Source organism: Pseudomonas pseudonitroreducens (assembly GCF_021603645.1).
Classification (GTDB): Bacteria; Pseudomonadota; Gammaproteobacteria; order Pseudomonadales; family Pseudomonadaceae; genus Pseudomonas; species Pseudomonas pseudonitroreducens.
The window spans coordinates 108376-127835 of the sequence record NZ_BQHJ01000004.1 but is presented as its reverse complement, the minus strand read 5'-3'; the positions used below and the strand labels follow the sequence as shown (position 1 = coordinate 127835).

The window sequence follows — 19460 nt, the reverse complement described above, 5'->3', positions numbered from 1 at the left end:
CCTCAGAAGGTGGTGCGGTAAGTCATGGCGAAGACGTATGCCTTCACCGTGGTGCTGACGTCGAGGCCGGCATAAGGGTTGTAGACCAGGTTGTCGATGCCGGTGCAGTTGATGTTGCAGCTGCTGCCCGCCTTGATGCTCTGCTTGGAGACGAAATAGTTGAAGCCCAGGTCGATCACCGTGTCCTTGTCCCACTGGTAGCCCAGGCCCAGACCATAGAGGTCGGCGTCGCCAATCGGCACCAGGGCGTCGGCCTTGTCCTTGGGAATCGCCGAGGGGCGGTACTCGTAGCCTGCACGCAGTTGCAGGCGGTCGTTGACGTCGTACTGCACGCCCATGGCGTAGCTCCAGGTGTCCTGGTAACCACGGTCGAGGATGATGCTGTGGTCGGTGGCGCCGTTGGGCGCGAAGTTCTTGGCGATGCGCAGCAGGTCGAGCTCCTTGTCGAACTCGATTTCCAGTTTGTTCCAGTCGCTGTAGTCGGTCCACTTCAGGTCGAAGTTGAACTGCCACTTGTCGAACGGGCGCACCTTGATGCCAGTGGAGAAGCTGTCCGGGTTGACCATGTTCAGCGTCGCCACGCCGTGTTCTTCCTCGGCGTTGCCATAGGGGAACAGCGGGCTGAGGAAGGCGCCGAACACCGAACTCTGCATGCCAGACCAGAAGCCCTGCCAGTCCTTGGTGTAGTCGACGCGGTACTTGCCCTTGAGGTGCATGCGCGACTCGCTCTGGTAGGTCGCGCCCCAGGCGAGCCAGTCATAGGGTTCCCAGAGCACGCCCAGGTTGAAACTCGGCGAGAGGGTCTGCTGCATGTCCAGCTTGAGGTTGGCCAGCGAATCATAGGGGCCGATGCGCCCGCCGCAGACGTTGAACACCAGCTCGACGATTTCCTGGGCGCCGGGCACGCAGGTGGTGTCGTGCAGGGTCTGCAACAGCCCCGTGAGCAGGCCCGGGTTGCGGAAGTCGGTATCCAGCGCCATGGCCTGGTGCGAGAAGCCGACGCTCAGCCCCACCGACAGGTCGTCGTTGACCTCGTAGCCCACCGATGGCGAGAAGTAGGTGATGCGTTGCAGCGAGACGCGGCGGCCTTCATAGCGCGCCGGGTCACTGTCGGAATCACGCGAATAGCCCAGCGCCTGGGGGGCGTAGACGTTGGTGGCGAAGGTGAATTTGGAGCCCGGCGGGTTGATCGACAGGCCCGCCAGCGGAGCCACCAGCAGCGGCATGTCGGTCATGCCGCCGAGGCCCGGCAGGTACATGGTCGGCGTCAGGGTACGGCTGTTCTCGCCGGCCACCGGATCGTCGTCCAGGCCGAATGCCGAGGAGCCGTAGTCCGGCGGCGCCTTGAAGCCCGCGCGGATATCCATGACCCCGGTGATCAGCTTGATCTGGGTCTGGCGGCCCTTGAGCTTGGTCAGGGCAGCGGGGTTGTAGTGCACCGCATCGATACCGGTGGAGTCGGCCGTGACCGCGTTGGCCATGGCCATGGCCTTGGGGTTGCCGATGGTCAGGTCGTTGGCCAACTGGGCCTGGGCGAGCGTCGCCCAGCCAAACCCTACCCCTGCCATCGCCACCGCGAGGGGCGAAATGCGCATAGTCATGTGGTGATCGCTCGTCGGTTACTGGGCTTTGAGGCCTTGGATATCCAGGGGCAGGGAAACCCCCAGCAGTACATCCGGCGAGTCTTCGGTCAGACCGAAACCGGCGTTCACGTTGACGATGTAGTCCGGCGATGTTCGCAGGCCGAGCGAGAAGTTCATGATCGCGCTGGTCTGCTCGGGCGCCTCGACCGTGCGGTCATTGAAGTAGTACTTGTTCTTGAACGAGTAGGCCATCTGGTACGAGGTGGCCAAGGAAACGTCGTAGGACAGCGCGTACGCCATGCCCATGGCGAAGTTGAGGGTATCGCCCGGCACCACCTTCTCCAGCTCTTCGCCGAACTGGTTCTGGTGGATGTCGTCGACCTTCATGTTGTAGGTGTAACCGAGCGAGCCGTAGAGCACGACCGGATCGATCACGTAGGACATGTTGGCCCCGGCGCCGAGACTGTAGTAACCAGCGCCGGTGGAGACATCGTCCTGCACATTGCCCTTGTAGGGGCTGTCGCCGGTGGGCAGGCCGAGCGTCGCATAGAGCGTGGTGACCGGCCGGCCACGACTCGCGGCCCAGGGCTGCCAGCGCAGCGTCGCGGAAATGTCACCGAGGCTGTAGGCATGGATGTCGCGCTCGGTGTCGTACTTGGCCACGAACGGCAGACGCATGCTGAAGGTCAGGTTGTCCCAGATGCCGTAGTCGAAGGTGAAGGAGTTGGTGAAGGTGTGCTGCGCCTCGCTCTGGGCCAGTACGCTGTAGACGTTCTCGCCACTGCGCACGGCCTGCAGGCGCGTGTCGCGCATCAGGGTGTAGTCAAAGCCGTAGGTCAGCTGGCGCTCACCCTTCTTGAGCAGGGTGTAGCTCTTCTCGGCGGCCTGGAATACCTGCTCCAGCGCCTTGGCGCTGTCGGCGTCGGTGTCCTTCTTGGCCAGCGCATCACGCGCGTCTTCGGTTGTCGCTTCTTCGGCGATGGCGCTGGTACTTGCCAGCAGGGCCAGAGCGGCAACGCACGCAAACCCCTTGAAATCCATGTTGCTATCCCCTGGTCTTGTTCTTATTCGTATGGGCCGATCGGGCGGTCACTTGCGCCGGATGTACTGGACATCTCCATTGGTGGCGGCTTCGCCAATCTGGTTCTGGGTGATCTTGCTCATCTCCGGAAACTCACGGAACGCCAGCAGGCTGACGGTGCGGTCATCCACCAGGCGCAGGTCGGCCTCGCGCAGCTCCAGGGCGTTCTTGGGCTCCTGGCCGCTGGGGTAGATGACGAAGAGCACGTTCTGGTCCCAGATCTCTTCGAAACGGGCGCGGGTGAAACTGATGTTGCCCAAGGCAGGATCGGCAACGAAAACGTGGTCGTTGTAGACGTCGCGGACCACGACGAAATGCTTGAAACCGGCATAGTGGATCGGCACCAGCGCCGGGTGTTCGAGCGAGTCCAGGTCGGAGAACTCGGCACGGAAGCCGCCACTCTTGTAGCCGAGTGCGGCGGCGTAGCGCTTCATGTCCAGAAGCGAGAAGCCACGGCGCTGGACGATCTTGTCGGCCTCGCCGTACTTGATCAGGCCTTCCATGACCTGACGCTCCTCCAGGTTGCGGCCCAGGTAGTAGTCCAGCAGCGTGGTCAACGCCGCCGAGCCGCAGCTGTAGTCGTAGGCCTGGCGGATGACGTTGCGGAACTGCACCTGGCTCATCGGTTCGAGCTGGACCGATTCGCGGAAGGGACCGTTGGGCGTGAGCGGCTGCGAGATGTTCACTGTGCCTTGCTGTTGCGGCTTGGTATCCACGGCCTGGGTAAAACCGAACAGGCCCAGCAGGCTTCCCAGCAGAATCTCGAACATCCAGCCCCCTCTCTTCAATCCTGGAAGAACCTTGCCGGCAGGCGCCGGCAAGGGTTACCGCGCGTACAACCTCGGGATCAGTGACCCCAGACCTTCACGGTCGAACCGGCCAGGTTCAGGTTGGAAACGGTCAGCGAGCCAATGCTGGCTCCAGTGGTGCCAACCTTGACGGCGTCGATGGTGACGTCGCCGGTCACGGTGGGCAGGCCGATGGCCAGCTGCTGGGTTGCAACAGCGGTGCCGCCACCGGACGGGGTGATGCTGGTGGTGACCACGTCAACGGTCATCGGGGCGTTGTCGGCGATGGTTACGCTCGGCAGGTGGATACCCTGCAGGACCAGGGAACCGCCGCCGGTGTCGGCGTCCTTGTAGGTGACAGCGCCGATGGAGGCGTTGAAGGTACCGGAAATGCTGATGCCATCCTGGCCGGTGATACCGGACAGTGCAGCGTCATCCATGGATTTCATGTCGGCATGTGCCAGGAACGGAGCGGCCAGAACTGCGCTTGCAAGAACCAGTTGCTTGATTTTCATTGTTATAACTCTCCAGTGTTCAGGTGGGGTTGCCCCAGGCACTGCAAGGGGCGTCCTACCCCGCTGCAGGTTGACCGGCTGCTGCCGATCTTCCAGACCCACGACTTCTTCCTTAGGCGCCGCGGGTATGGATTCGTGAAGCACGAAGCTTCGCGTCCTGATCTCCAAGCTACTGACCCGCCGTGAACCTGCCAGCCCATCCAAGGGATGGCGCAAAACCAACCGTCTGACTCAAGCTTCGCTGAGCAGTCCCAGACTCTTCCCCTTGAGTACCGCCTGGGTCCGGCTACGCACCCCCAGCTTGGCGAACAGGTTGTGCAGATGCCACTTGATGGTGGCCTCCGACAGATGCACCGCCTGGGCGATGTCGCGGTTCGACAAACCCGCCGCCACGAGCCGCAGAATCTCTCGTTCCCGGTGGCTAACATCCTGATTTTCATCGAAACTTTCCGGATCGACGGAAAGCCTGCGGCACTGTTCGCGGAGCATTTCCGCCACCCCCTGCCAGGCCGAGGCGCGCTTGGGTTCGGCGGCCTTCCAAGCCTCCCACAGCGGCAGCAGCCACAAGGCGTCATCCTGGAACAGTCGGCGGTAGCCCAGATTCCAGGCTTCTTCCAGGGTGGGAGCGAACAAAGCGAAGGCTTTTTCGCTGTTACCTTTCTGCCAATACGCCACAGAAAGTAACAGCGAAAGACGCAGCCGCCGGTCGCGCTGATAGGGCGAGGTAAAGCCCGCCAGGCAGGCTTCCAGACGCTGCTGCGCGCGCTCGGCGCGCCGCTCCGAGAGCGCCAGGCGCGCCTCGGCCAGAACCAGCGCGGTATGCGCGTCGGCGTAACGCTCGGCATTGAGCCCGGAGAGGTGCCGCTCCAGTTGCAGGCAGACCCGCTCGGCCTCGTTGGGCCGGCGCATCCACAGCAGCAGTTGCACCTTGCAGCTCATCGCCAGCGCATGCACCCGCTCATAGCCCGGCGACTGCAGGCCAACCAGCCATTCGTCGAGCTGGGCCAGCCCTTGCTCGGCCTCACCGGCGAAGAATCGCGCCTTGGCCATCACCAGCTTGCCGCGGCTGATCAGCTCCACGGGCGTTGCGACATCACGCCAGGTGGTAGCCAGCGGCAGTTCGGCGAGGATCGCCGCGTGGCGATCCTGCTCGTACAGCAGATCGGCATAGGCCAGCGACAGCGGCCCACCAACCCGACTGCGCCGGCCGAAGACCCGCTCCACGCGGCTGCGCGCGCTCTCGGCGATGGTCCGGCCGCGCTCCAGTTCGCCGCGCTCCTTGCAGATCAGCGCCTCGATCATACTGACCACCACCTGCAGGTATTCGCTATCGGCCATGCGCAGGCAATCGCGCGCGACCCCGATGGCGGTTGCCGCCTCGGCGTAGTCGCCCAGCAGCGCATAGGCCGCCGCCTGGATGCACGACAGGCTGGCACGGAACACCGGCTGGTTGCCCGGCACCAGCGCCAGCCACTGGCGAGCGACCTTCAGGCACGCCTCCAGCTTGTCCTGGTAGAGCAGCACCAACGCCTTCAGCACCTGGGCCACGGCGAGCAACTCGGCCATGCCGAAGTGGCGCACCTTGCCCTGGCCTTGCAGCAACCGGGCGCTGAGCTCTTCGATCAGCGCCTCGGCCTCGGCGAACTTCTGCTCGAAGGCCAGTTGCCAGGCGTAGAAGATCTGGAACACCGGATGCTCGCGGATCACCTCGGCGGGAATACTGCCGAGCATCCCGAGGATGCCGTAGACGCGGTTGCCGGCGATCAGCTTGGCGCCCTGGCGCTCCAGCAGATCGGCGGCAAAGGCATAGTCACGCGCACGCAGCGCGTACTTGATCGCGCGGTCGGCCATATCGCGCCCCTCGCACCAGCGTGCAGCGGCGTGCAGCAGCGGCGTCGGGTCAGAGTTGCGCGCCAGTCGGCCCTGGAGGAATTCGGCGAACAGGTGGTGATAGCGGAACCACTCGCGCTGGTCATCCAGCGGAATGATGAACAGTTGCTCGTTCTGCAGCCGCATCAGCATGTCCAGGCCATCGCGGCGGCCGGTCAGGGCGTTGCACAGTTCAGCGCAGAACTCATCGAGCACCGAGGTCTGGTCGAGGAACTGCTGCAGCGGTTCGGGCAGGCTGCGCAGCACGTCCTCGGCCAGGTAATCGGCAAGATCACGTTCGGTGCCGGTGAGGCCCTTGAGCAGCGCGGCCCGATCCGGGTTGCGCGCCAGTGCCAGCGCCGCCAGATGCAGCGCGGTGATCCAGCCCTCGGTGCGTTTGTGCAGCAACTTGAGCTCGCTGTCGCTCAGGGTCAGGCCCTTGAGTTCGGTGAGGAAGGTGTCGGTTTCCTCGCGGGTCAGGCGCAGGTCGTCGCCGCTGAGGCAGAAGGCCAGTGGCGCCAGCCCCGGCTCATCCACCAGGAAGCGCGGGCGGTAGCGGGTGCTGGTCACCAGGCGAATGTTGTCCGGCAGGTGCTCGATCAGGTACCGCGCGCCATGGGCCAGCGCCGGGTGGCGGATCTGGTGGAAATCGTCGAGCAACAGGTAGAGCGGCCCGTCCAGACGCCGCAGGTCGGAAAGGAAGGCATCGATGATGCCCTCCAGCGGCAGGGTCATGTCTGACTGCAGCAGGTTCGAGGTGTTGGTTCCAAAATCCGCCTCGACGCTGCGAATGCTAGCCACCAGGTACTGCACCAGGCGCTGCGGTTCACTGTCGCCCTCGTCGCAGGACATCCAGGCGACCCGTGCACCACCCTCCAGCAAGCGCTGGCGGAACAGGCTGAGGATGGTGCTCTTGCCGAAGCCGGCCGGCGCGCTGAGGATCAGTACGCGCTGCAGGCGGTTGGCATACAGGCGATCAATCAGCGCGCGGCGCGGCAGCAGCGAATCGCTGTCGGTGCGCGGCGGGAACAGTTTGGTGCGCAGCAGCGGCATGGGCTGCTGCGGCAGTGTGGTCAGGGTCGTCATGTCAGAGCAGACTCAGCTCGCGGGCACGGCGTATCGCTTGGGTCCGATTGCGCACCTTGAGCTTCTCGTAGATGTTGTGCAGGTGCCATTTGACGGTGCCCAGGGCCAGCGACAACTGCTGGCCGATCTCCTCGTTGGAGAGTCCCTGGGCCGCCAGGCATACCACCTCGCGCTCGCGGTCGGTCAGACCTTCTTCGAGCACCTCGGGCGACCTGCGTGCTTCCTGCCCCGGCCAGACGGTCAACATTCCGCGAATGAAGACCTGCAGCGCCGGTTGTCGCTCGGTGGACTCCAGTTGCTGCAGCAACTGGCGAATCCCCTCGCCTTCCTCGATGAAAATGCTCCGCACCCCTTCCCGCTCGGCACCTACCAGGCATTGGCCGAGCAGGCTGTGGGAACGCTCCTGGTATCCCAGGCGCTGGTAGCTCAGGGCCGCCAGCAGGTCCAGGCGCAGCCGTTGCAGGCCGTGCCAGCCCGGCTGGAGCATGCCGCGCAGCTGGGTGATTTCGTGCAACGCCTCGCTGAAATGCCCGCGCGCCTGGAGCAGGCGCACGCGGCTGATGCCCTGCACCCAGAGCACCGGGTTGAACGGCATCTGCTTGTAGTGGCTGGCGAGCTTGGCCCAGTCGATCGCCTTGAGTCGCTGTTCGGCGCGCTTGCAGCGGTCAGTGGCGGTCTCCTGGAGGATCAGGTTGATCTCCTCGCCCACCGCCATGGCGAAGAAGCGCCAGGACTGGTTGCGCGAGGCCAGGGTCTGCATCAGCCCGAGGGTGGCCAACGCCTCCTTGCCGCGCCCCTGCAGGCGCTGGATGCGTGCCAGGCACTGCATGCCCTGGGCATACAAATCGATGGGATTGACCACATCGACACGCCCCAGCGCCCAGCGCAGGCGTTCTTCCAGGCCGTCCAGCTCGGTACGGTAGTAGGCGGTCAGCGCTTCGGCGATGGCCGGCAGCGCCAGGGCCTGGGAGCGCTTGTCGAACAGCGGCATGGCCTGTTCGCGCACCCGTTCGATGAGCATCTGCGCCTGCTTGACCTGGCCCTGCTCCAGCGCCAGCACGACCTCGATCGTGCACTGCTGCATGTGCAGGTAGCGGCCATCGAGGAAGTGGTTGCGCTGTTGCGCCAGCCCCATCAATCGACGCGCCTGCTCCGCCTGGCCGCGCACGACCTGGGCGAAGGCCCCGATCAGCAGGATCGCACCTTCGAGAAACGCCGAGTTCTGCCCCAGTTGGCTCTCCACCTTGCGTGCCAGGGTGATGCACTGCTCGAGGTCATCCTTCTGCAAGGCCAGCACGGCTTTCACCGCCAGCGCCGACAGGTACTGGTTGCCCATCGGGCCGTTGCCGCGCGAGTCGCCCCAGCGCGCCAGCAGCTCATCGATCATGCGGTTGGCTTCAGGCAGGCTGAGCTCGGTGGCACGGGTCCAGACGTCGCTGAGCACGAGGATCGGGTAGCGTTCGGCGATCTCGTTCGGCACGTGCTTGCGCCAGCGCGAGATCAGGTAGAGCTGGCCGCGGTTGATCAGTTCCAGGCCGCAGCCATCGACCAGCGCGGCGAGCATCTCCGGGTCCTCGGCGAGGCAGGCGTGCTCGATGGCCAGGGTCGGCATGTGGTGATTGGTGAACCACAGGCTGGCGTTGAAATGCAGTTGCTTGAAGCGCTCCGGGTCGCGCTCGCGCAGGCGGGCGCGGAGGAAGTCGGCGAACAGCTGGTGGAAGCGGTACCACTGGCGGTCACGATCCAGCGGCAGGAGGAACAGCTGCATGCTGTCCAGGTGCTCCAGCAGCGCCTGGCCGTCCTGGCGACCGGTCAGGGTATTGGCCAGGTCGCCATTCAGCCGATTGGCAATCCCCAGGGACAGCAATGCGTCCTGCACATCTGCCGGCAGACGCTCGAACACCGCACGCAGCAGGTAGTCACCCACCGCCGCCTTGTCGCTGCTGAGCAGCTTGAGGTCTTCGGGCGCGCCGGGCTGCTGGCGCAACCACAGGCTGACCAGGTGAACCCCTGCCATCCAACCTTCGGTCTGGTTGTGCAGCGACTGCAGGCAGCTATCTTCGAGTAGCAGGCCATCACGGGCCAGGTATTCGCGGGTTTCGTCGCGGGACAGGCGCAGCTCGTCCTGGCCGATTTCCAGCAGCAGCCCCTTGGCGCGCCAGGTGGCGAGGTTCAGCGGTGGCTGGGAACGGCTGCCGATGGCCAGGGTGAGGCCGGGCGGCGCGTACTGCACCAGGCGATTGAGGCCGGCGAAGACGTCGGAATGGGTGATCTCATGCAGGTCGTCGAGTACCAGCAGGACCTTGCGCTCGTCGCGGGAGAGGTCCATCAGCAGGCTTTCCATGACCGCGACCACAGGTACGCGCATGGTGTTGCGCACGTAGCCCAGCGCATCCTCGCCGGTGCCAGGCACGGCAGTGGCCAGGGCCTGGATGAGCTTCAGGCAGAAACGGCCGGGGTCGTCGTCGTCGCTCTCCAGGGAGAGCCAGGCGACCTGGTGGCCTTCGCTCGCACGCTTGCCGGCCAGCGCCGCCAGTGCAGTGGTCTTGCCGAAACCGGCGGGCGCCGAGAACGACAGTATCGAGGCATAGGGATGACGGTCCAGGGCATTCTGGACCTCAGGACGAATCAAATAATCAGCAGGCACCCGAGGGGGTGTTAATCTGGAGCGCAGAAGGCTGCCGGCTGCGGGTTCGAGCACTACATCCACGGCCTGTATCCCTGTGTCATTATCGTTGTTGGTACGGAGCACTGTCCGCGTGGGATTCGTCACTTCTTATCAGAATGCTTTTCCGACGTAAACTGAAGAAATAGCTCTAGGATCGATACTTCAGCCGACCTGATCACCTCATTTGCCTGCACGCTGTTACCCATGCCTGACTGTTTCCTGCACCCGCTTCCCTACCGGGAAGACCCGGGTGAACGCTTCGCCCTGATCCATCGGGCGCCCGGCGCCGTACTCCTCGACGCCGGTCGACCCATTGCCACACGTGGACGCTATGACCTTCTGAGCGCCTGGCCATTGGCAGAACTGGCACCAACCGCCGACGAATCGGCCAAGAGCTTTTTTGCCCGCGCAAGAACCGCCTTGCAGAGCCTGGGCGAGGCGAATGTCCCCGGCGATTGCAAACTGCCATTCGTCGGCGGAATGATCGGTTATCTCGGTTATGACTTTGGCCGGCGCGTCGAGCACCTGCCCGAGCCGAACCTCGATGACCTTGCCCTGCCCGACGCGCGCCTGGGGCTGTACGCCTGGGCGCTGGTCAGCGATCACGAGGAGCGCAGCAGCCAGCTGGTGTTCCATCCCGCGCTGGCGGCGAATGAGCGCAAGCGCTTGATCGCGCTGTTCGAGGGCCCCTGCGACGACCAGGTCCTGGCGCCTTTCCGCCTCGGCGCGCCATTCCATCCGGACCAGAGCCGCGAGCAGTACCGCGAGGCGCTGGAGCGCGTGCACGGCTATATCCTCGCGGGCGACTGCTACCAGGTGAACTACACCCAGCGCTTCCGCGCGCCCTGCAGTGGTTCACCCTGGCTGGCCTACCGTGCGCTGCGTGAGGCCTGTCCTACGCCGTTTGCCGGTTACCTGGCATTGCCTGAAGGCGCAGTCCTCAGCCTGTCGCCGGAGCGTTTCATCCAGCTCCACGGCAAGCAGGTGGAAACCCGCCCGATCAAGGGCACCCGTCCGCGCGGTGAGACGCCCGAAGCCGACCGGCAGAACGCCGAAGCCCTGCTCGCCAGCGAGAAGGACCGCGCCGAGAATCTGATGATCGTCGACCTGCTGCGCAACGATCTGGGCCGCAGCTGCCGCCCCGGCAGCGTGCGCGTACCCGAGCTGTTCGCCGTGGAGACCTATCCCAACGTGCATCACCTGGTGAGCAGCGTGCGCGGCGAACTGGCAGACTACAAGGACGCGCTGGACCTGCTCGAAGGCAGCTTCCCCGGCGGCTCCATCACTGGCGCGCCGAAGGTCCGCGCCATGCAGATCATCGACGAACTGGAGCCGACCCGGCGCAGCATCTACTGCGGCAGCCTGCTCTACCTCGACGTGCGCGGCGAGATGGACAGCTCCATCGCCATCCGCACCGTACTGGTGAAGGACGGCCAGGCGAGTTGCTGGGCGGGCGGCGGTATCGTCGCCGACTCCAGCTGGGAGGAGGAATATCAGGAGTCGCTGACCAAGGTGGGCGTGCTGCTGCGCACCCTGGAAAGCCTGTGAGGCTCGCTCGGATCGCCAGTTACCTGCAGGAGCGAGCTTGCTCGCGAACAGGTTTTGCCTACAGCACCGGCATCAAGTGGTTCGCGAGCAAGCTCGCTCCTACGAAGATCAAGAGCTCCTCACCGTGGCCCTGGCCCTCTCCTCAGCGAGAGAAGGGACTGTACGGTGCCGGATAAAGCTGTGGCGTCAGCCAGCACGATCTGCCCCCTCTCCCTGCGGCTGAGGGCTGGGTGAGGGGGAAATACGGGCACGGACTTTTCCTGGAAAAGTCAGTTGCTCCTACCAAAAGCCGGAAAGAAAAAGCCCCGCATCAGCGGGGCTTTTTCGTCACAGCCAGCGTTACAGGCTGAGCGGGCGGTTCGACGCCTTGAGGAACTCCTTCTTCAGGTCCTCATAGGTGTGCACGGCCGGGAACTGCGGGAACTCGCGAATCACGTTTTCCGGCGCGTGGAACAGGATACCGGCGTGGGCTTCGGCGAGCATGGTGGTGTCGTTGTAGGAATCGCCAGCGGCGATCACACGGTAGTACAGGCTCTTGAAGGCGATGACCGACTGGCGTTTCGGGTCCTTCTGGCGCAGCTGGTAGCTGACGACACGATCGGTCTCGTCAGTGATCAGCTTGTGGCACAGCAAGGTCGGGAAACCGAGCTGGCGCATCAGCGGCTGGGAGAACTCGTAGAAGGTGTCGGAGAGGATCACCACCTGGAAGCGCTCGCGCAGCCAGTCGACGAACTCCACCGCGCCTTCCAGCGGCTTCAGGGTAGCGATCACTTCCTGGATGTCGGACAGCTTCAGGCCGTGCTCGTCGAGGATGCGCAGACGCTGCTTCATCAGCACGTCGTAATCCGGGATATCGCGAGTCGTCGCCTTGAGCGCTTCGATACCGGTTTTTTCAGCGAAGGCGATCCAGATTTCCGGAACCAGGACCCCTTCCAGGTCGAGACAGGCGATTTCCACGAACGATTTCCCCGCAGGATTGACTTGAGAGGCGGCACTCTAGCCGCTCGCTCCAAGCGGCGCAACGCGGCACTTATACCCAAACACCACAGTCGACCTTCCTGATGGTTATTTAGGGGCATATCCGCCTCTTTGCTACCATCGCGCCCACAGAGCGCCTTGCGCCATTAAAACTAGGAATACCGCCTGATGAGCCTCCCGTTCGATATCGCGGAAATCGCCGCGAGCTATGCCAGCAAAGCCCCACAGGACATCCTGAAGCTTGCCTTCGAGCACTTCGGCGATGAGCTGTGGATTTCCTTCAGCGGTGCCGAGGATGTGGTGCTGGTGGACATGGCCTGGAAGCTCAACAAGAACGTCAAGGTGTTCAGCCTGGACACCGGTCGCCTGCACCCGGAAACCTACCGCTTCATCGAGCAGGTCCGCGAGCACTACGGCATCGCCATCGAAGTGATGACCCCGGATCCGCGCCTGCTGGAGCCGTTCGTCAAGGAAAAGGGCCTGTACAGCTTCTTCAAGGACGGCCACGGCGAATGCTGCGGCATCCGCAAGATCGAGCCGCTCAAGCGCAAGCTGTCCACCGTCACCGCCTGGGCCACCGGCCAGCGCAAGGACCAGAGCCCCGGCACCCGCAGCCAGGTTGCCGTGGTCGAACTGGATGGCGCCTTCTCCACTCCGGAAAAGCCGCTGGTCAAGTTCAACCCGTTGGCCAACATGAGCAGCGAAGAGGTCTGGGCCTACATCCGCATGCTGGAAATCCCCTACAACAGCCTGCATGAGCGCGGCTTCATCAGCATCGGCTGCGAACCCTGCACCCGCCCCGTGCTGCCGAACCAGCATGAGCGCGAAGGCCGCTGGTGGTGGGAAGAAGCCACGCAGAAAGAATGTGGTCTGCACGCCGGCAATTTGATCAGCAAGGCCTGAGGCCTTACGCTCGTCTGACGGAAATTTCCCCTGTCAGCCCGCAGCCCAGGATTGGATGCCTGTATGCCTGCGATGGAGCCGATCCCATGCGCATCACCCTGGTGAAGAAGGTCCTGGCCGATGGCCAGGACTGCCGCAAATGCCGCGAAGTCCACGAACGCCTGGTCAAGGGCGGCTACCTGAGCCGCATCGACCGCACCCTGGTCGCCGACGAGCGCAACCCCGCCAGCACCGGCTGGCTGGTCGCCGCGCAGTACGGCGTGGACACCGCGCCCTTCTTCGTCGTGCGCCATGATGACGGCCGCGAGGTCGTCTACACAGTGTTCATGAGCTTCCTCCACGAGGTGCTCGAAGGCCGGGGCGAACTTCCGCTGGACTCCCGCGAAGCACTGGCCGAACTGGCCCAGCGCGACGACCTGGATCGTCTGTAGGCGTCGCCCTTGACGCATTTTGGATGAGTGCTCGGCAAGGCTGTTCTGCCCTCCCCTGACGCACCAGAAAGCTTCGACAGGGATCGCCCGCGCCCGCGCATTTGCGATACTGCGCCGGCACATCCGCCAACATGAAAAAGCCCGGCATCTGCCGGGCTTTTTCATGTTCCGTGGCGCAATCAGTAGACCGGCAACTCGATGCCGTCGAACAGCTCGTCCAGCTCGGTCTTGTTGTGGCACTGCACGGCCTTGGCCAGCAGCTCACGGGTCAGGTGCGGAGCGAACTTCTCGATGAAGTCGCACATGAAGCCACGCAGGAAGGTGCCGCGGCGGAAACCGATCTTGGTCACGCTGGATTCGAACAGGTGGCTGGCATCGAGCATCACCAGGTCGCTGTCGAGTTTTGGATCGACCGCCATGTGGGCGACGATGCCAACGCCCAGACCCAGGCGCACGTAAGTCTTGATCACGTCGGCGTCGGCGGCGGTGAACACTACCTTCGGTACCAGGCCGCGCTGGTTGAAGGCCTCGTCGAGCTTGGAGCGACCGGTGAAGCCGAACACATAGGTGACGATGGGCTGCTCGGCGAGCAGTTCCAGGGTCAGCTTCGGCACCTTGGTCAGCGGGTGGCCCTGAGGCACGATCACGCAGCGGTTCCAGCGGTAGCACGGCATCATGATCAGGTCACCGAACAGCTCCAGCGCCTCGGTGGCGATGGCGAAGTCGACAGTGCCGTCGGCGGCCATCTCGGCAATCTGCATCGGCGTGCCCTGGTGCATGTGCAGGGATACGTCCGGGTACTGCTTGATGAAGCCGCTGATCACGCCGGGCAGCGCGTAGCGCGCCTGGGTGTGGGTGGTGGCGATGGACAGGGTGCCCTTCTTCTCGTTGGAGAATTCCTGGGCAATCTGCTTGATGCTTTCGACCTTGCGCAGGATCTCGCCAGCGGTGGTGATGATGCGCTCGCCGGCCGGAGTGACGCGGGTCAGGTGCTTGCCGCTGCGGGCGAAGACTTCAACGCCGAGCTCGTCTTCCAGCAGGCGGATCTGCTTGCTGATGCCGGGTTGGGAGGTGTACAGGCTTTGGGCGGTAGCCGAGACGTTCAGATCGTGGTGCGCGACTTCCCAGATATAGCGCAGTTGCTGAAGCTTCATGGACTTTCCTCGAAATGAATGTCGCTACCCGCGATCAGGGGCTTGTCGTTTTATAACCATATTAATGGTTTAAGGAATAAAACTAGACGTTTTTTTTCGCCCTGCATGCCATTCGTCTAAAGCCCCGCGCAAATGCCGGGCCTGTCCGACGTATCGTCACAAAGCTTTCAGCGGTGCAGCAGCATCGGCACCAGGTAGACCGGCACCTCGGCCAGTTGCACCAGGCGCCCGGCGGTGCGCCCCAGCGGCGTGTTCAGCCCTTCCCCATGGCTGTGGCTGCCGGCAACGATGATGTCGACGCCCAGGCGCTTGGCCTCGTCGAGGATCACGGTCGGCGCGTCGCCCTGCACCACCCGCACCGTGCGGATCAGCTCGGCATCCTGGCGCGCCTCCCCCAACTCATCGCGGAAGCCTTCCATCACCCGCTGCTCGATGCTGCCCATGACGTTGGTCAGGCCATTGGTGCGCATCTCGTTCAACGTACCTTCATCCAGGTAGGTCTGCAGGACGGACTCGGCGAACAGCCCCAGCGGCTCCACCGCGTGCACGACGTACACCTCGGCGCCATAGGCTCGGGCGAGCGAGAGCGCATGCTGGAGGACGTAGGGGGCGTAGAGACCGAGGTCGGTGGCGTAAAGAATCGTTCGGATCATGCGGCCTCCTCGACTGCCTGCGCGGCGGGGCCTATCCAGCAGCGTAGCAGGAGAACGCGAATCGCTCCGAGACGGCCGGATGTCGCGGCCGGGCGGCTATCCGGCGACCTTCTTCTCGTTGCTCACTCCATGCGGGACATGGCCGGTCGCCACTACATCCCGCGCCCTCTCGCAGTGCATCGGCTGGTCATCGAAGAACACATCCGCGGCGAAGGCTTCGAGGAAGGCGGCCTTATCCAGGCCACCGAGGAACAGCGACTCGTCCAGGCGGATATCCCACTCACGCAGCGTGCGGATCACCCGCTCGTGGGCCGGGGCGGAGCGTGCGGTGACCAGCGCCGTGCGGATCGGGCAGGACTCCTGGGGGAAGGCCTGCTGTACGCGGTTCAGCGCCGCCAGGAAAGGTTTGAACGGCCCGCCGCCCAGCGGCTCGCGGGCGGATTCGCGCTCGTGGGTCTGGAAGGCTTCCAGTCCGCCCTGCTGGTAGACGCGTTCGGAATCGTCGGAGAACAGCACTGCATCGCCGTCGAAGGCGAAACGCAGCTCGCCATTGGCCTCGCGGCGGGTGCCCCCGGACAGAATGGTTGCGGCAGCGAAGCCGGCATCCAGGGCGTTACGCACGTCCTCTATGTGAGTGGAGAGGAAGAGGTGGCAGTTGAACGCCTTGAGGTAGGGATAAGGGCTGCGGCCGCCGACGAAGGCGGCGCGCGAGATGCCCAGGCCGTAGTGCTGGATGGAATTGAACACGCGCAGACCGGTGTCGGCGCTGTTGCGCGAGACCAGGATCACCTCCACCGGCGCGCTGTCGGTCCCGCCGTTGAGGGCGAGCAGCTTCTGCACCAGGGCAAAGGCGTCACCCGGCGGCAGGACCTGGTCCTCGCGCGCGATCTGGTACTGGCGGTAGGCTTCGACGCCTTCGCTTTCATAGACCTGATGGCTTTCCCGCAGATCGAACAGCGCCCGCGAGGAAATCGCCACCACCAGCTTGTCGCCCAGCCCTTTTGCCATGCTTCCCCCGGTTTCCGTCAGCGAGCCTGGTTGCGCGCGTCGATGAAGCGCAGCGCGCGATACAGCGCCTCGATCTTCGGCAGTGCGCACCCGGCCCGGCGTGCAGCTTCCAGCGGCGCCGCGTAGATAGCACCCAGCTCCAGCGGGCGGCGCTGGGCAAAGTCATGGTACATGCTGGGCAGATAATCCGGCATGGCGTCGGTGGAGCTGAGCATCGCGCCGACAATGCCCGGCGGCAGCGAGTGCCCGCAGGCAGCGGCGCCGGCGATGACTTCCTCCATCAGTTCAGCCACCAGGGCGCGGCTGTCGGGGTTGTCCATGATCGCTCGCGTGCCGCTGTCGAGCAGCACAGAGAGGCCGTTGTAGGGAATGTTCCAGACCAGCTTCTGCCAGCGCGCCTGCTCCAGGTTGGGCATGGCATTGGAGTCCAGGCCGGCGCTGCGGAACAGCGCGGCGCCCTCCTCGACGATAGCCTGACGCGCTTCGGCTTGCTGCGCGGAGCCGGAGTGATAACCGATGTTCACCCCACCGAAGGCCTGGTGCTCGATCACGCCCGGTTCAGCACGGTGTACGCAGATGAAGCAGAGGCCACCCAGCAGGTGGATGTGCTCGGGCAACAGCGCCCGCAGTTCGTCTTCCACGGCGAGGCCGTTCTGCAGCAGCAGGACCTTCGCCCCCTGCGCCGCGGCCTGGATGATCAGCGGCGCCAGATCGGCGTTGCTGGTGGTCTTGGCGCCCACCAACAGCCAGTCGCAGGGCGGCATCCGCGCCACGTCGGCGTAGGCATTCACCGGCGACAGGCTCAGCGCGCCATGCACCTGGCTGTTCAGGCGCAGGCCGTTCTGCGCGACCGCGGGGTATTCGCTACGCAGCAGGAAATGTACGTCGTGGCCGGCGCGGGCCAGCATCAGGCCGTAGAAACCGCCAATGGCGCCGGTTCCAATGATGCCGATTCGCAGATTCATCAAGGCAACTCCTCAGCAGGGCGCGACAGGGCAGCGCGCAGGGCTTGGATCAGGGGTTCAGGGCGCAGCGCTGCGTGGACGGGGCCGAGGAACTGGCCATCGCGCACCAGGAACAGGGAAGGCAGGTGGAAGACTTCATAGCGCTCGACCAGGCCGCCACTGTGGCCGGCGTCGATCCAGCACAGACGATCTACCGGCAGGCTGAACGCCGGCAGTACCTGCCGCGCCCAGCGGCAGGTAGAGCAGCCGGCGCCGGTGAACACCAGCAGCGAAACGCCCGGCAGCTCCAGCAGCCGGCGGTCGGCATCCAGGTCGGTCAGCTCCAGGGCCGGCACTATACTCACAGAGCCAACACTATAAAGATTGCAGTCGGAGCGTTCCGTCATGCGTCAGTTCCTGCGTCACCCTTGCGACTTTCCGGTCGAGCTGGTCATCCGCAAACAGACGTTCCTGCCGCGCCAGCGGTTGCACAATATCAGCCTCGGCGGCGTCGCGTGCAATTCGCCACGGGGCTTTCGCCGTGGCACCTCCATCGAGCTGCGCATTCCCCTGCTGGGTGACTCCGCCCGCTATCCGGGCATCATCGCCTGGAGCCGCAAGCAGGCCAGCGATTATCGCGTGGGTATCGCCTTCATTGACGAGGACACGCTGTTCCGCGCGCGCATGGTGGAACAGGTCTGCCAGATCGAGCAGTACCGACGGCAGCGGGAGCAGGCCAGCGGCGGCAGCCTGCCGTTCGAAGAGCTGGCGCTGGAGTGGATCGCGCAGAACGCCGCGGACTTCCCGATGTTTTGCGCGGTCTGATCGACACCCCGCAGAAAGTCGCGCAAATGCCCGTGTTGCGGGCATTTTCCTGCATCGAGCCATTGTCGAGGCGAGGCCTGAACGGTTAAGGTTCGGGTTCCCCTTAGCGACACCATTGCCTGCGCCCCATCGCACGGGGATTTCTGGCGGCCGGCACCCGTGACCTGATTGAGTACCACGATGGCTGATTTACAGATCGACGACCTTAACGTTGCCTCCAACGAGACACTGATCACGCCGGAGCAGCTCAAGCGCGAAATCCCCCTGACCGATGCCGCCCTGCGCACCGTCGCCAACGGCCGCCAGGTCGTCCGCGATATCCTCGACGGCAAGGACCACCGCCTGTTCGTGGTGATCGGCCCCTGCTCGATCCACGACATCAAGGCCGCCCACGAATACGCCGAGCGCCTGAAGGTGCTGGCCGCGGAAGTTGCCGACAGCCTGTTCCTGGTGATGCGCGTCTACTTCGAGAAGCCGCGCACCACGGTCGGCTGGAAAGGCCTGATCAACGACCCGTACCTGGACGACTCCTTCAAGATCCAGGACGGCCTGCACATCGGCCGCCAATTGCTGCGCGACCTCGCCGAGATGGGCCTGCCCACCGCCACCGAAGCGCTCGACCCGATCTCCCCGCAATACCTGCAGGACCTGATCAGCTGGTCGGCCATCGGCGCACGCACCACCGAATCCCAGACCCACCGCGAAATGGCTTCCGGCCTGTCCTCGGCGGTCGGCTTCAAGAATGGTACCGATGGCAGCCTGACCGTAGCGATCAACGCCCTGCAGTCGGTTTCCAGCCCGCACCGTTTCCTCGGCATCAACCAGGAAGGCGGCGTCTCCATCGTCACCACCAAGGGCAACGCCTACGGTCACGTCGTGCTGCGCGGCGGCAACGGCAAGCCGAACTATGACTCGGTCAGCGTTGCCCTGTGCGAACAGGAACTGACCAAGGCGAAGATCCCGCTGAACGTGATGGTCGACTGCAGCCACGCCAACTCCAACAAGGACCCGGCCCTGCAGCCGCTGGTGATGGACAACGTCGCCAACCAGATCGCCGAAGGCAACAACTCCATCGTCGGCCTGATGGTGGAAAGCCACCTGGGCTGGGGCGCTCAACCCATTCCCAAGGACCTCTGCCAACTGCAGTACGGCGTGTCGATCACCGATGCCTGCATCGACTGGGAGACCACCGAGAAGGCCGTGCGCAGCATGCACGCCAAGCTCAAGGACGTCCTGCCCAAGCGCCAGCGCGGCTGACGCTTCGAGCGGATAGTAAAGAAGCCGGGCAGATGCCCGGCTTTTTTCTTTGGCAAATTCCGCACCGGTGCTTTTTGTAGGAGCGAGCTTGCTCGCGAATCGCTTGACGCTGGAGAGAAACACCGTTCGCGAGCAAGCTCGCTCCTACAGAACTGCCGACGCTGCCAGA

At 64.3% G+C, this 19460-nt stretch carries 17 protein-coding genes; 5 read left to right on the top strand and 12 right to left on the bottom strand.

The features are described 5' to 3' along the window. Nucleotides 1-2: 2 nt before the first annotated feature. From L6D89_RS11180 to L6D89_RS11155, 6 genes are all read right to left on the bottom strand, one after another. Complete coding sequence (locus L6D89_RS11180) at nucleotides 3-1601, bottom strand: outer membrane protein transport protein (protein ID WP_236174479.1); 1599 nt, start codon at nucleotides 1599-1601, stop codon at nucleotides 3-5. An 18-nt stretch (nucleotides 1602-1619) separates the two neighbouring features. Next, nucleotides 1620-2624, bottom strand: coding sequence for a transporter (locus tag L6D89_RS11175; RefSeq protein WP_236174480.1), 1005 nt, complete (start codon nucleotides 2622-2624; stop codon nucleotides 1620-1622). Between the two features lie 48 nt (nucleotides 2625-2672). Then, complete coding sequence (locus tag L6D89_RS11170; protein ID WP_236174481.1) at nucleotides 2673-3434, bottom strand: C39 family peptidase; 762 nt, start codon at nucleotides 3432-3434, stop codon at nucleotides 2673-2675. Nucleotides 3435-3511: 77 nt separating this feature from the next. Continuing rightward, nucleotides 3512-3967 (bottom strand): DUF6160 family protein, encoded by a 456-nt coding sequence (locus tag L6D89_RS11165; protein ID WP_236174482.1) that lies wholly within the window; start codon nucleotides 3965-3967, stop codon nucleotides 3512-3514. A gap of 231 nt (nucleotides 3968-4198) precedes the next feature. Beyond that, a complete protein-coding gene (locus L6D89_RS11160) occupies nucleotides 4199-6922 on the bottom strand; it encodes a winged helix-turn-helix domain-containing protein (protein WP_236199728.1) in 2724 nt (907 codons plus the stop codon). A gap of 1 nt (nucleotide 6923) precedes the next feature. Continuing rightward, complete coding sequence (locus tag L6D89_RS11155) at nucleotides 6924-9632, bottom strand: winged helix-turn-helix domain-containing protein (protein ID WP_236199727.1); 2709 nt, start codon at nucleotides 9630-9632, stop codon at nucleotides 6924-6926. Nucleotides 9633-9794: 162 nt separating this feature from the next. On the opposite strand from L6D89_RS11155, the gene pabB reads away from it, so the two are divergent. Further along, nucleotides 9795-11138, top strand: coding sequence for an aminodeoxychorismate synthase component I (pabB, locus tag L6D89_RS11150; protein WP_236199726.1), 1344 nt, complete (start codon nucleotides 9795-9797; stop codon nucleotides 11136-11138). Between the two features lie 339 nt (nucleotides 11139-11477). Here pabB and thrH read toward each other — a convergent pair whose 3' ends face one another. Further along, the gene (gene thrH, locus L6D89_RS11145; RefSeq protein WP_236174486.1) at nucleotides 11478-12095 is read right to left on the bottom strand and encodes a bifunctional phosphoserine phosphatase/homoserine phosphotransferase ThrH; all 618 of its coding nucleotides are present in this window, start codon (nucleotides 12093-12095) and stop codon (nucleotides 11478-11480) included. Nucleotides 12096-12284: 189 nt separating this feature from the next. On the opposite strand from thrH, the gene L6D89_RS11140 reads away from it, so the two are divergent. After that, the gene (locus L6D89_RS11140; protein WP_236199725.1) at nucleotides 12285-13019 is read left to right on the top strand and encodes a phosphoadenylyl-sulfate reductase; all 735 of its coding nucleotides are present in this window, start codon (nucleotides 12285-12287) and stop codon (nucleotides 13017-13019) included. A gap of 86 nt (nucleotides 13020-13105) precedes the next feature. Next, a complete protein-coding gene (locus L6D89_RS11135) occupies nucleotides 13106-13450 on the top strand; it encodes a hypothetical protein (protein ID WP_081520589.1) in 345 nt (114 codons plus the stop codon). 179 nt (nucleotides 13451-13629) lie between these two features. On the opposite strand, the gene cysB is transcribed toward L6D89_RS11135, so the two are convergent. From cysB to L6D89_RS11110, 5 genes are all read right to left on the bottom strand, one after another. Further along, complete coding sequence (cysB, locus tag L6D89_RS11130) at nucleotides 13630-14604, bottom strand: HTH-type transcriptional regulator CysB (RefSeq protein WP_236199724.1); 975 nt, start codon at nucleotides 14602-14604, stop codon at nucleotides 13630-13632. A 167-nt stretch (nucleotides 14605-14771) separates the two neighbouring features. Next, nucleotides 14772-15257: a universal stress protein gene (locus L6D89_RS11125; RefSeq protein WP_236199723.1), complete on the bottom strand. Its 486-nt coding sequence runs from the start codon at nucleotides 15255-15257 to the stop codon at nucleotides 14772-14774. Nucleotides 15258-15353: 96 nt separating this feature from the next. After that, entirely contained in the window at nucleotides 15354-16265 is a 912-nt protein-coding gene (locus L6D89_RS11120) for a 5'-nucleotidase (RefSeq protein ID WP_236199722.1), read from the bottom strand. Between the two features lie 17 nt (nucleotides 16266-16282). Continuing rightward, entirely contained in the window at nucleotides 16283-17230 is a 948-nt protein-coding gene (locus L6D89_RS11115; protein WP_236199721.1) for a putative 2-dehydropantoate 2-reductase, read from the bottom strand. Continuing rightward, nucleotides 17230-17616, bottom strand: coding sequence for a YbbN family protein (locus tag L6D89_RS11110; protein ID WP_236199720.1), 387 nt, complete (start codon nucleotides 17614-17616; stop codon nucleotides 17230-17232). Before L6D89_RS11110 ends, L6D89_RS11115 begins: the two co-directional genes overlap by 1 nt. On the opposite strand from L6D89_RS11110, the gene L6D89_RS11105 reads away from it, so the two are divergent. Both L6D89_RS11105 and L6D89_RS11100 read left to right on the top strand, forming a co-directional pair. Continuing rightward, nucleotides 17615-18034, top strand: a complete 420-nt coding sequence (locus L6D89_RS11105; protein ID WP_236174492.1) for a PilZ domain-containing protein — start codon at nucleotides 17615-17617, stop codon at nucleotides 18032-18034. The two genes, L6D89_RS11110 and L6D89_RS11105, sit on opposite strands and share 2 nt — an antisense overlap. A 180-nt stretch (nucleotides 18035-18214) precedes the next feature. Continuing rightward, nucleotides 18215-19291, top strand: coding sequence for a 3-deoxy-7-phosphoheptulonate synthase (locus L6D89_RS11100; protein WP_236174493.1), 1077 nt, complete (start codon nucleotides 18215-18217; stop codon nucleotides 19289-19291). Nucleotides 19292-19460 lie beyond the last annotated feature (169 nt).

Coding starts and splice junctions, on each gene's coding strand:
- L6D89_RS11115 (WP_236199721.1), bottom strand. CDS start 17,230: ATGAATCTGCGAATCGGCATCATTGGAACCGGCGCCATTGGCGGTTTC.
- L6D89_RS11110 (WP_236199720.1), bottom strand. CDS start 17,616: ATGACGGAACGCTCCGACTGCAATCTTTATAGTGTTGGCTCTGTGAGT.
- L6D89_RS11100 (WP_236174493.1), top strand. CDS start 18,215: ATGGCTGATTTACAGATCGACGACCTTAACGTTGCCTCCAACGAGACA.
- pabB (WP_236199726.1), top strand. CDS start 9,795: ATGCCTGACTGTTTCCTGCACCCGCTTCCCTACCGGGAAGACCCGGGT.
- L6D89_RS11120 (WP_236199722.1), bottom strand. CDS start 16,265: ATGGCAAAAGGGCTGGGCGACAAGCTGGTGGTGGCGATTTCCTCGCGG.
- L6D89_RS11160 (WP_236199728.1), bottom strand. CDS start 6,922: ATGACGACCCTGACCACACTGCCGCAGCAGCCCATGCCGCTGCTGCGC.
- L6D89_RS11175 (WP_236174480.1), bottom strand. CDS start 2,624: ATGGATTTCAAGGGGTTTGCGTGCGTTGCCGCTCTGGCCCTGCTGGCA.
- L6D89_RS11105 (WP_236174492.1), top strand. CDS start 17,615: ATGCGTCAGTTCCTGCGTCACCCTTGCGACTTTCCGGTCGAGCTGGTC.
- L6D89_RS11125 (WP_236199723.1), bottom strand. CDS start 15,257: ATGATCCGAACGATTCTTTACGCCACCGACCTCGGTCTCTACGCCCCC.
- L6D89_RS11140 (WP_236199725.1), top strand. CDS start 12,285: ATGAGCCTCCCGTTCGATATCGCGGAAATCGCCGCGAGCTATGCCAGC.
- L6D89_RS11170 (WP_236174481.1), bottom strand. CDS start 3,434: ATGTTCGAGATTCTGCTGGGAAGCCTGCTGGGCCTGTTCGGTTTTACC.
- L6D89_RS11165 (WP_236174482.1), bottom strand. CDS start 3,967: ATGAAAATCAAGCAACTGGTTCTTGCAAGCGCAGTTCTGGCCGCTCCG.
- L6D89_RS11180 (WP_236174479.1), bottom strand. CDS start 1,601: ATGACTATGCGCATTTCGCCCCTCGCGGTGGCGATGGCAGGGGTAGGG.
- cysB (WP_236199724.1), bottom strand. CDS start 14,604: ATGAAGCTTCAGCAACTGCGCTATATCTGGGAAGTCGCGCACCACGAT.
- L6D89_RS11135 (WP_081520589.1), top strand. CDS start 13,106: ATGCGCATCACCCTGGTGAAGAAGGTCCTGGCCGATGGCCAGGACTGC.